The sequence below is a fragment of the Sphingobacteriales bacterium genome (assembly GCA_012517435.1).
In the GTDB taxonomy this organism is placed as follows: Bacteria; Bacteroidota; Bacteroidia; order CAILMK01; family JAAYUY01; genus JAAYUY01.
Genome location: JAAYUY010000079.1, coordinates 1 through 10,961 on the forward strand (window position 1 = coordinate 1; position 10,961 = coordinate 10,961).

Genomic DNA, 10,961 nt, shown 5'->3' on the forward strand with positions numbered 1-10,961 from the left:
CATAACAAAGAGTATCATCTTTTCCGGCAAAAACAGGTATGCTGACCTCACTGCCTGTTTTAATTTTTCCTGAAGTTTTAAATTCACAACCCTCTTTGTTTTTTATTTCCAGATTAAACCCATATTGTGTATTGGGTGAATAGTATTGAAAATAAAAGCTGCTATCGTTACGGCTCATTTCATCATCACCGTTCCAAATGTATTCGGTTGGCTTTCCATGAATATTGGTTACGAAAAAATGAAACAAACCGCAACCCGAGTCAGCCGCTACAGGCGTAGCTGATACTCCGTTGATGGCTTTCAGAAAGAAGACATTGGTGGAGCTGCCGGGGACAGGGCATTTGTTATCCTTAACCCTAACTACTAACGGGACATAAACTTCTTTATTAATATCTGTAAGTAAATTTAAATCAATGATTTGCAGAGGCTTATCGGGATTGGTCTGATTGATGGACACCACCTGATAATTATGCATGAAAAAGACAGAATCTCCGTCAGGGTCGCTGGCAGTCAGTTGAATGTTTGAACCAGACCATGAACAAATGTATTGATTTGCAGGTAGTTGAATAGTCGGGGAATTATTGGCCGTCTGAGTGGTAATGTTGACAATCCATTCCCTGGTAAAGGTTTTATAAAGTTGTCCGTTATGAAACTGTTTTATTTTAACAGCTAAAAGAGCTGTTTCAGCATTGACAGGCCTGAAGGTAAGTTGACCTGTTTTTGAATCAAGCTGGATTCCTCTCGGATAACTCAGGTTTTTATTGGGGAAACCCCAGAAATATACGGGTTTATCGTATGAATATTGTCCCGAATAAGTAACATCAATTCTTCCCGGCTTCATTGGTTTTGTGAATTCATATACAATAGAGTCGAGAACATAGGTGTTGTTGTAGCAGGTGAGTGCATGAGAATAATTCACATTCTTCACTGCAAGGAATTCGGGAGAAATCAGAGGAAAAACATCTTCATTACCACCCACACAACGGTTTAAATAAGATTCAATGTAAAACTCACTTCCCCCTGGTCCCGTTGAAATCAAAGTGGTTCTTGTTCCTTGCTCATAACAGAAAATAATTTCACAGCAACTTCCGGCAGAAGAAATATCCAGCACCGCAGAATATGAATACTTTTTAATCCCCAACATCGAACAGGTTGGTTTTGAACATCTTGTGCACTGACCTGGACAAACATTCGTCACTTCCACACCGGCAGGCATGGGAGCAGTCTGACTACTGATCAACGTACCACTAGGTAAACATTTTGCCTTTATGGTTGCATTTCCTGGCGAAACGTCAAAACAGCTTGTATAGAGGATCAGTGAAACTAAATATTTATTGTTCCCCTGATAAGTAGTATAAATCTCTCCTCCAAAAAGCTTTTGTGCTGTTCCGGAATAGCTGATGAAAAGAAACAGGAATATTATTATCTGGATTTTAGAATTTTTTCCCATGTTAAAATTTTTGCGAAAATATACCCAAAAAAACGGATATTAAACTTCATTATTAACATAAGTGCCAATAAAATAACCGGTAAAAGACTTTACCATGTGCAACAGGAATGTTTCTTAATTTTGCTATCCTGTAATTGATTGAAAAAAATGAGTAACAGAAGAACATTTCTGAAAAACAGCTTTTTACTGGCTGCATTAGGTGCTGTCGGAATTCCGTTTTCATCAAAAGGTGAAATTTTTCCGGTAAATCTAAGTACTTTGAAAAAAGGTAAAAACAAAAAAAATATGTTTCCATTGGTCATATCGACATGGAAACATGGCCTTGCGGCAAATGAAGAAGCATGGAAAGTATTAATTAATAAAGGTAGCGCCCTCGATGCAGTCGAGATGGGAGTGAGGGTTTCTGAAGCAGATCCTGAAGTTACGAGTGTAGGATATGGCGGATTACCCGACAGAGATGGTCATGTAACCCTTGATGCCTGTATAATGGATCACCTCGGTAATTGTGGTTCTGTTGCCTTTCTTGAACATATTATGCATCCGGTTTCAGTGGCAAGGGCGGTGATGGAAAAAACAAATCATATCATGCTGGTCGGGAAAGGTGCTCTGGATTTTGCACTTTCTCAGGGTTTTAAAAAGGAAAATTTGCTGACACCCGAAGCAAAACTCAGATGGGAAGAATGGTTAAAGTCGGAAAATTATCACCCTGAACCTGTCCCTTCAGAAAAAAACCATGACACCATTGGCATGCTGGCTATTGATCTGGATGGAAACATTTGCGGGGCATGCACTACGAGCGGACTGGCATGGAAATATCATGGACGGGTTGGAGATTCGCCTATTATCGGAGCAGGCTTATATGTTGATAATGAAGTAGGTGGAGCATGTGCTACCGGTAGAGGTGAAGCTGTCATCAAAATGGCTGGAAGCCATTTAATTGTTGAGTTGATGAGGCAGGGTAAATCTCCTCAGGAAGCCTGCAGGGAAGCAATAGAACGAATTGTCAGAAAACAGAAGGACTTTGAATCATTTCAGGTTGGATTTCTGGCTGTGAATAAGCATGGAGAAACAGGTGCTTTCAGTATCTCGGAAGGTTTTGAATTTGCCTTATACCATGATAATCAAAACAAACTGTATCCTTCAGACTATTATCTGAAGAATAAATAAAATCCGGGGCAGTTTCAATGATGATGCTGCTGCCCCGGTAATATGGGTATTTATTAAAGTATCGGGTAAAAATAACTCGTAAAGCAAATGGCAACGAGTGCGGTACCAAATTGTTTTTTAGGTATGAATGTCTGGGTAATGTATCTGACATCTTTCAGGTCAAATTCATCATTAAACCCGTTTTCATATAATTCTAAAATGCTACTGTTCAGGAGGCGTTCTATTTCATCTACGGGGTAGTTGCCGTTGTGTTCACAGACAAGACCCCCGTATTTTTTACCTGTTTTTTTGTCGTACAACCATCCATAAACAATACCGGCTGTCAAGCGTTGCCCTTTCAACCCGTTAGAAACAGCAAAAATTGACTCCATCACAGCACCATGAATAATTTCGGATGGACGTTCGACTTCCCGTGCAATGGCAGGCATAATAGACGAATAAGTCATAATGTTTGCCATTTCAATTCCTGCTGATTTTAATGCGAGGTGGTAAGAGCCTGCGTGAATTGTAATATCGCTTTCGCCAGTACCTTGAGTAATGAAGTAATCTCTTGGAATTCGATTACCAATCACTAATCCGTTGGGCGGATTATTTACCTGGAGCGACTGTCCTCCAAGCAAATCGTTTAAGCTCATTACGTTCATCAGGTCATAAAAAATTGTGTTTGGTTAAACCATATTTCTTTAAAAAAGAGTGCAAAGGTAAAATTATTTACAAATCTCACAACCTGCATTTTTTTTTAAAGATTCGTGCTCTTAATCAAAAAACCTACCAAATATTTACGATTGCTAAGTTAAAGCTAAATTAATTACGACTGCAAATTAATTTTTTATTTTCAAAAGAATTCAACACCATCATTTTTCCTGTGAAAAAGTATGCTATCTGCAACACTCCGGTACATTATTCTTTTCTTCTATTTTGATTTTCAGTGCCTTATCTTTTGGACTGATGTATTTAATTCCCAAATCAAGCCCGCGTAAAACGAATAAAATCCCAATCAGAATTGTTAAAACAGGAATGATTTTTCTTAACTTTTTTTGAAATAAAACCTGAACCCCGGTTTTGAAATAAATGATGAGTGCCAGTATCGGGACAGTTCCCAGTCCGAAAAAGAGCATATACAGGAATCCTTCAAATGGATTGGCAGTCAGAAGAGAGCCAGCCAGCGCCATATACACCAATCCGCAGGGGAGCAGGCCGTTTAAAAGGCCGATAATAAAATATGTTAAGGGATTTGAAAGCCCCATTAGTTTTGAAAACCTGAAGCTGATTTTATTCCCTATTCCTGAAATGCTTCTGGATATGATGTTATTCCCTTTGTAAAGCTGGGGAAAGATAGCAATCAGAATAATCATTACCCCAAGAAAGACAGATAAGTATTGCTGTAGGCCTGCCAGTTGTATTCCCTGACCAAAAAAACCAAAGATTAATCCCATAAGGCCATAAGTCAGGATTCGTCCTGTGCTATAGAGTAAGATGGCGATGAATTTAAAAAAAGCTTTATTGTTTTGAAGCGGAAAAGCCAGCGCGATAGGTCCGCACATGCCTGCACAATGCGGGCTGTACGTGATCCCAAGTATGAAGGCAGCAATCAGAAGCGACATATTAATGAATATAAAGATCCTGTGTGAAAAAATATTTTTTGGCCGAATCAGACCAGCTCAGCTGAATAACGTATTTCCCTTTTTTTACCTCAGAAAGCTGAAAGATTTTACTTTGACTGGTATCATTTTCAAAGGGAAAAACCAGATCGAGAGAAGGGTCGGACGGACGGTATAATTTTAACTCACCGTTTATTGCAATACCCTGAAAATCAACTGGAAAAGTAATCGATAATTTTATTCCATCCAGGTCAACTTTTATGGGAGAAGATAAATTCCGGGTATTTTGTATTCTATCTATTTCCTGCTGATAATCAAGTCCTTGCGGATAATAATCTTTTTCAACCAGATCGACAGTTCGCTGATAGGCAATATAGATTCTTAATGCCAGTGTTCCAAAAAACAGAAGTATGACTAAAATAATTCCCGTTCCCCAGTTAAACTTTATCTTCATGATTATTGTTTTGGTGTCATAAAAACAATTTTCTTATTCCTGACAAATTTACCATCTCTGTAAATAGAAATCCTGATGATATTTTTCCCTTTTGCAAGTTTGTTTTTATCGAGCAATACAAAAAAGACACTTTCTGAAGAACTTTCCTTACCGACAGATATTGAATTTTGACTTAAGAACCGGATCTCTCCGGCTGGTTCTATTGCGGTCAGAGTAACTACAGCTTCTTTTCTGGATTTGTTTATCACCCTGATATTGTATAAGTTACTGACTTTATTATCGTCAACCACTTGGTAGAGTTGTCCGGGAGTGTGAAGAATAGTAACTCCAACCGATTTTCGTGTTGCCAGCAGGGTAATCAGAAATGAAAGTAAAAGAGTCAGTACAATTGAATAGGCAATCATTCTCCAGCTAAATGTAAATTTAGTTCCTTTTGAAATACTTTCTTCGGAAGCGTAACGAATTAATCCACGAGGCATTTTGTGCTTGACCATCATATCATCGCAGGCATCCATACAGGCAGTGCAGTTGATACATTCAAGCTGGGTGCCGTTGCGGATATCAATGCCGGTCGGACAAACATTGACGCACTGAAGACAGTTGATACAATCTCCTTTTCCACTTTCCTGACGGTTTTCATCTTTCTTGAAAGGACCTCTTGGTTCGCCTCTTTTGTAATCATAGGAAACAACTATTGACTTACTGTCGAGTAAAACGCCCTGCAAACGCCCATAAGGGCAGGCAATGATACAGACCTGTTCCCTAAACCATGAAAATACAAGATAAAACAGGAATGAAAAAAACAACATTACCACAAATGCAGTCAGATGTTCAGAAGGACCGGATGAGATAAGTTCCCTGAGTTTATCAATTCCTACCAGATAAGCAATGAATGTATTGATAATTAAAACAGACAAAATGATGAAAATCAAGTGTTTAATACCTTTTTTCAGGATTTTTTCAAAATTCAGCGGTTGTTTTTTTAATGCGATTTGTTTACCGGCATCTCCTTCAATAAGATATTCAATTTTTCTGAACAGCATTTCGAGGAAAATAGTCTGCGGACATGTCCATCCACACCACAATCTGCCATAAATGACCGTAAACAGGATGATGAATAGCATGAAAGAAATCATCATCAGGAAAAGGACATAAGAGTCCTGAGGCCAGAAAATAGCTCCGAATAAAATGAATTTTCTTTCAAAAAAATTCAGCATGATCAGGGGTTGACCCCCTACTTTAATAAAGGGGGTGATGAAAAAAACTGTCAGTAAAAACCAGCTGAGATAGGTGCGGTACCGGTAATACCTGCCGGATGGTTTTTTAGCATAAATCCATTTTCTTTTACCTTCTTTGGTAATGGTACTCAGGGAATCACGAAATGATTCATTTTCGTTATTATTTGCCATATTCTGCAATGTTTTTCTGTGTGAAAAAAACGTAAATTCAGTTTATTCGTTCAATTTTCAGTTAAATTTGAACTGCAACTTACAGCTGGTTCAACGAAAAAAAAATACATTTTTCATGTTTTGCAGCAGGCAAACGTTGTTTGACATGAATTATTTATCTTGCCGGCTTTTAGAAAACAGGATTTTAAAGACCATCATTAAAAAATGCTGATAGAACCTCATTACTTTCCTGTTTCAGCATATTTCAGTTTGCTGCTTAAAGACAAAATCCTTGTTGTGGATGATGTATCCTTGTTTCAAAAGCAAAGCTACCGAAACAGGGCGTACATTTCAGGGGCAAATTCAGTCCTGAAACTGATAGTTCCTTTAAAAGCCGGAAAAAATAACCTTCCCATGCGTGAAGTCCGGATTGATAATGGCATTAACTGGGCAAGAAGCCATTGGCAATCAATATGTTCTGCTTACAACAAATCACCTTGGTTTGAGTTTTATGCTGAAAATTATTACAGCCTTCTGCATAAGCCAAATAACTTTCTGATTGACTTTGATTTAAGCCTGATTCAGCAATTGTTAACCGACTTAAAGATAAGTACCGAACTGAAATTCCTTTCTGACGGTGATGGAAAGTCAATAAACGATTTCAGGGATTATCTTCATCCTAAAGAAAGGAGACAAAAACCTGTTGAAGGATACTTTGAAAAGGAATATACGCAGGTTTTCAGTGAGAGATTTGGCTTTATAAAAGGCTTAAGTGTCATTGATTTATTGTTTAATACGGGGCCGGAAGCGAAATATTTTCTGACAGAAGCAATCAGGAAATAAAGGCCCCGATACTGTTATATTTTTGTTCTCTGAGGGCAATGCGTTCGGTATCACTTATTGCATGAAGTTCCTCAAGATGTTTTTGCAGGGCAGATTTGACCAGATCAAAGGTTTTAGGCGGGTCGAAATGTGCACCTCCATATGGCTCTTTGATAATTCCATCAATAATTCCGGCTTTTAATAAATCCTGGGCAGTCAGTTTCATTTGCTCAGCAGCTTCTTCTTTATGGTTGTAGGATTGCCAGAGAATAGAAGAACAAAACTCGGGAGAAATAACTGCCAGCCATGTGTTTTCAAGCATCAGCAGGCGGTCGCAAACGGCAATTCCCAAAGCTCCTGCTGCAGCCCCTTCTCCAATGACAATACTGATGACAGGTACTTTCAGTCTGAGCATGTCGTGTATATTGGTGCCGATGGCCTCTCCGATTCCTCTAGCTTCAGCTTCCACGCTCGGAAGTGCTCCGGGAGTATCGATAAAGGTGATAATGGCTTTGTTGTATTTCTCAGCAAGTTTCATCAAACGGTTTGCCTTGCGGTAGCCTTCCGGGCTTGCCATTCCAAAATTTCTGAGCTGATTTTCTTTCAGGTTTCTTCCTTTCTGATGTCCGATGACCATCACTGTTTCGCCATTGAATTCTGCAAATCCGCCAATAATTGAAGGGTCGTCTCCTGCCTTTCTGTCGCCATGCAATTCAATGAAGTTGTTGAACAAATGATTTACATAATCCAACGTATAGGGTCGTTCGGGATGCCTTGAAATCATGACCCTTTGCCAGCCTGTCAGGTGATTGTATATTCTCTTTTTTAAGTTTTTTAATTCATTATTCAGTTTGTCCAGTTCCGGTTTTTTCTGTTCAGGAGCTACTGATATTGAATCAAGTTTTTTAATCTTTTCTTCAAGTTCAATGATGGGTTTTTCAAAATCAAATCTAAGCATTAGCACTATTTAATTTGAATCAAATTTAACTCTTTTTTTTAATCCCGCTTATTCGAATCTATAAGAATTTTAAGGATGGCAATTAACCCGAGAACAACTGCCAAAACGCCTATCCATAGTTTTTTGTTCCAAAATTCAACGGCCACCAATACGACAAGCCCCAATAAAAGCACAATGCTCATATAAAGGTCGTATTTCAGAACAAAAGGATTTCTGGCAAATAGTTTTTTCAAAATGAATAAAAAAATAAGCACCAGCAGTATGATTTGCTGAATGTTTAATGTCAAACCTGTCATTTCTTTATCTGATGATTAAGTTTCCTAATTTAAGAAAGAATTCATTGATCTGAAAAAAGGAAGAAAAGTTTTCTGAACCGGGACCATTGGCAAAAACCGGTACAAGCATGGGGGTGGAACTTTTAGCTGAGAATTTGATGTTGTTTTTACCGTCATTCACCATCGAAACACCGCCACTTTCTTTTTCAGAAACTATTAAAAGAAGTGTTTCAGAATCATTTTTCGCAAATAGAAGGATTTTTTCTATCAGTTGATTCAAATCTGTCAGCTCTGCTTTTAGGTGGTCGGGATTATTTTCCTGGCATGCCCATTCAAGCTGAGGAAAGGTGATCAGCATGAAATAACCTTTGTCATTTTTTACCAGTGTTTTAAATGCTTTCTGAAAGGCTTTTACATAAAAATCACCCCGTAGCGGAGCCTTTTCCAGATGCTCTGATGAAAAAAGCACAATGGTTTTAAGCTGGCTCCCTTTTTCAAAATCCTTTTTTTCATCAATAATTTTATAACCTTCTTTCCTGAACTCAAGTATCAGGTCGCGGTTGTCTGTTCTTTCTTTAAATTTTTTAATTCCTGCAGCGATTACCAGCTCAGGTTTCAGGTCAAAAAGCTCAGCAGCTATTTGTTCTTCATTGTTCAGATTTTTCTGATGAGCATAAAAAACAGCATTGACAGGAAATGTGATGGACGCTGAACTGATGATACCGACTGCTCTTTTGCTTACTGCTGCCATTTCAAGCAGGGTTTCTACTTTATTTCCCTTTTCATCAAATCCACTGCTTTTTGAAGATGAAACAAATCCTGTAGCCAGAATTGAGGTTGAAGCGGGAGATTTAATCACTTCTGGAGAAGGACGGATGATACCGGTTTTTTCTAATTTCACAAAGGCAGAATTTCCTTTCATTTCTTCATTGATGATTGAAAAATGTCCGTAGCCGAATCCGGGAACAACCAGTAAAATTATGTTTTTAGGTTTATTTTCCTGAGCAAACAGCCTGAATTGATGAAAACAAAATAAATGGAAGAGGGCAAGTAAAAAAAAGTATTTTTTCATAAATTTCAATTTTATACTGACTGATAAAAATTACCCGGTAAAGTATGAATAAGACCTTTAAATTCAAGTCCGAGAAGTATGACGGATAATTCTGAAACAGGTTTCCCGATGCCTGAAGTAATTTGATCGATATGTGTTTTATTATTGTTTTTCAGGAAATTATAAACCTGAAGTTCGGCTTCGGAAAGTTCGGCAATTTTACCGGCAATATCATCATGTGTATTTGGTTTAGAAATATCCCATCCGAGATGATAAGCGATGTCTTCAGCATTTTCGACAAGGCAGGCTTTGTTATGTTTGATAAGGCGGTTGCAGCCGGCAGACAACAAATCGTCTGTCCTGCCCGGAATGGCAAAGACTTCACGGTTGTAGGAATTGGCAAGCTCAGCCGTTATCAGTGCCCCGCCTTTTACACCTGTTTCGACTACAAGCACGGCATCAACCATTCCGGCCACAATCCTGTTGCGCTCCGGAAAATTTGGTTTATCTGGCGGAGTTCCCGACAAATATTCTGTTATCAGGCATCCTTTTGAAGCAATTTCTGCTGCAATGGCACGGTGCTGACCGGGATAAATGCTATCGAGCCCATGGCCTAAAACTGCAGCGGTAGGTAAGTCGTTGTTTAAAGCTGCACGATGGGCGATGTAATCGATACCTAAAGCAAGTCCGCTGATTATCAATACATTAAAGGGTTTTAACGCGGCTATGATCTGATTGCTGACTGTTTTCCCGTAAAAGGTAGCCTTTCTTGTTCCAACCACTCCCAGCACTTTTGCTACATTCAGGTTTTGCTTCCCTTTGACGTATAAAACCACAGGTGCATCTTCAACTTCCTTGAGCCGTGCAGGATATTCTTCGTCAAGATAGAATAATGCTCTGATATTATGTTTCTGAATAAAATCTATTTCTTTTTCTGCCCTGTCAAACCTTGTGAATGAAGTAATGGCTTCAGCGATGGTAGCTCCTATTCCCGGAACTTTTTGCAGATGATTTTTTCTCTCAGTGAATACTGCTTCAGGACTTCCGCAATAAGCAATGAGGTTTCGGGCCAACACAGGGCCAACTCCCGGTACAAGGGTGAGGCTGATTTTATAAACCAAATCCTGATTCATCAGTGTCCGCTGTATTCTATCAGATAATGATAGTTGTATTTTTCGAGCATTTTTCTTCCGCCAAGGTCGGGCATATCAATAATGGCAGCAACTCCGGCAACGCTTGCTCCAAGTTTTTCTACCAGGCGGATAGCAGCCATGATGGTGCCTCCTGTGGCTACCAGATCATCCACCACCAGCGCTTTTTTACCAGCTTCAATGGCATCCAGATGCATTTCAACCTTGTCTGTTCCGTATTCCAGACTGTATTTTTCTGAGATGGTCGTGTAGGGAAGTTTTCCTGGTTTTCTTACCGGAATGAAGCCACACTTTAATTTATATGCCAGAATGCTGCCTACTATGAAGCCTCGTGCTTCAATACCTGCAACATAATCAATATTTTCCGACTGAAAAATTTCAAATAAGCTTTCTATGGCATGATTGAACGCTAATGGATTTTTGAATAAGGTCGTTACATCATGAAATAAAATACCCGGTTTTGGAAAATCTGGTACATCCCTTATGAATTCTTTCAGGTTCATCTTTTTTCTTTAAAAATATTGAGGAAAATATAAGGTTGCAATTTACACTGTCCTGCTGAAAAAAGCATAAAGTCAAACGCGGGTTTGAGAATTATCTACTGATTATTTTTTACAAAGTTACGGAGGGATTTTTCACCACGG

Annotated in this window: 12 protein-coding genes; 2 read left to right on the plus strand and 10 right to left on the minus strand. The window is 38.8% G+C overall.

All coding sequences use genetic code 11. The features are described from left to right. Positions 1-1,450 (minus strand): hypothetical protein (locus GX437_04560; protein ID NLJ06925.1); only part of this gene is annotated, 1,450 nt, incomplete at its 3' end. Between the two features lie 147 nt (positions 1,451-1,597). On the opposite strand from GX437_04560, the gene GX437_04565 reads away from it, so the two are divergent. Next, entirely contained in the window at positions 1,598-2,617 is a 1,020-nt protein-coding gene (locus GX437_04565; GenBank protein NLJ06926.1) for a N(4)-(beta-N-acetylglucosaminyl)-L-asparaginase, read from the plus strand. A gap of 53 nt (positions 2,618-2,670) precedes the next feature. Here the strand turns inward: GX437_04565 and GX437_04570 are convergent, their stop codons facing one another. The 4 genes from GX437_04570 to ccoG form a co-directional block, all read right to left on the minus strand. Continuing rightward, positions 2,671-3,261 carry an arginine decarboxylase gene (locus tag GX437_04570; GenBank protein ID NLJ06927.1) on the minus strand — a complete coding sequence of 197 codons (591 nt, stop codon included), beginning with the start codon at positions 3,259-3,261 and terminating at the stop codon, positions 2,671-2,673. Between the two features lie 234 nt (positions 3,262-3,495). Further along, a complete protein-coding gene (locus GX437_04575; GenBank protein ID NLJ06928.1) occupies positions 3,496-4,221 on the minus strand; it encodes a sulfite exporter TauE/SafE family protein in 726 nt (241 codons plus the stop codon). A gap of 1 nt (position 4,222) precedes the next feature. After that, positions 4,223-4,672: a hypothetical protein gene (locus tag GX437_04580; protein NLJ06929.1), complete on the minus strand. Its 450-nt coding sequence runs from the start codon at positions 4,670-4,672 to the stop codon at positions 4,223-4,225. 2 nt (positions 4,673-4,674) lie between these two features. Continuing rightward, the gene (ccoG, locus tag GX437_04585; GenBank protein NLJ06930.1) at positions 4,675-6,081 is read right to left on the minus strand and encodes a cytochrome c oxidase accessory protein CcoG; all 1,407 of its coding nucleotides are present in this window, start codon (positions 6,079-6,081) and stop codon (positions 4,675-4,677) included. 204 nt (positions 6,082-6,285) lie between these two features. On the opposite strand from ccoG, the gene GX437_04590 reads away from it, so the two are divergent. Then, on the plus strand, positions 6,286-6,903 hold the full coding sequence (locus tag GX437_04590) for a WbqC family protein (protein NLJ06931.1): 618 nt from the start codon (positions 6,286-6,288) through the stop codon (positions 6,901-6,903). On the opposite strand, the gene GX437_04595 is transcribed toward GX437_04590, so the two are convergent. From GX437_04595 to GX437_04615, 5 genes are read right to left on the minus strand one after another with little or no spacing between them, the layout of a single operon-like run. Then, entirely contained in the window at positions 6,893-7,840 is a 948-nt protein-coding gene (locus GX437_04595; GenBank protein ID NLJ06932.1) for an acetyl-CoA carboxylase carboxyltransferase subunit alpha, read from the minus strand. The two genes, GX437_04590 and GX437_04595, sit on opposite strands and share 11 nt — an antisense overlap. A gap of 38 nt (positions 7,841-7,878) precedes the next feature. After that, positions 7,879-8,136: a hypothetical protein gene (locus GX437_04600; GenBank protein NLJ06933.1), complete on the minus strand. Its 258-nt coding sequence runs from the start codon at positions 8,134-8,136 to the stop codon at positions 7,879-7,881. 4 nt (positions 8,137-8,140) lie between these two features. Beyond that, a complete protein-coding gene (locus tag GX437_04605; protein NLJ06934.1) occupies positions 8,141-9,187 on the minus strand; it encodes a hypothetical protein in 1,047 nt (348 codons plus the stop codon). 11 nt (positions 9,188-9,198) lie between these two features. Then, on the minus strand, positions 9,199-10,299 hold the full coding sequence (dprA, locus tag GX437_04610; GenBank protein NLJ06935.1) for a DNA-protecting protein DprA: 1,101 nt from the start codon (positions 10,297-10,299) through the stop codon (positions 9,199-9,201). Beyond that, the gene (locus GX437_04615) at positions 10,299-10,820 is read right to left on the minus strand and encodes an adenine phosphoribosyltransferase (GenBank protein NLJ06936.1); all 522 of its coding nucleotides are present in this window, start codon (positions 10,818-10,820) and stop codon (positions 10,299-10,301) included. The genes dprA and GX437_04615 overlap by 1 nt, the downstream gene beginning before the upstream one ends. Between the last annotated feature and the right edge of the window lie 141 nt (positions 10,821-10,961).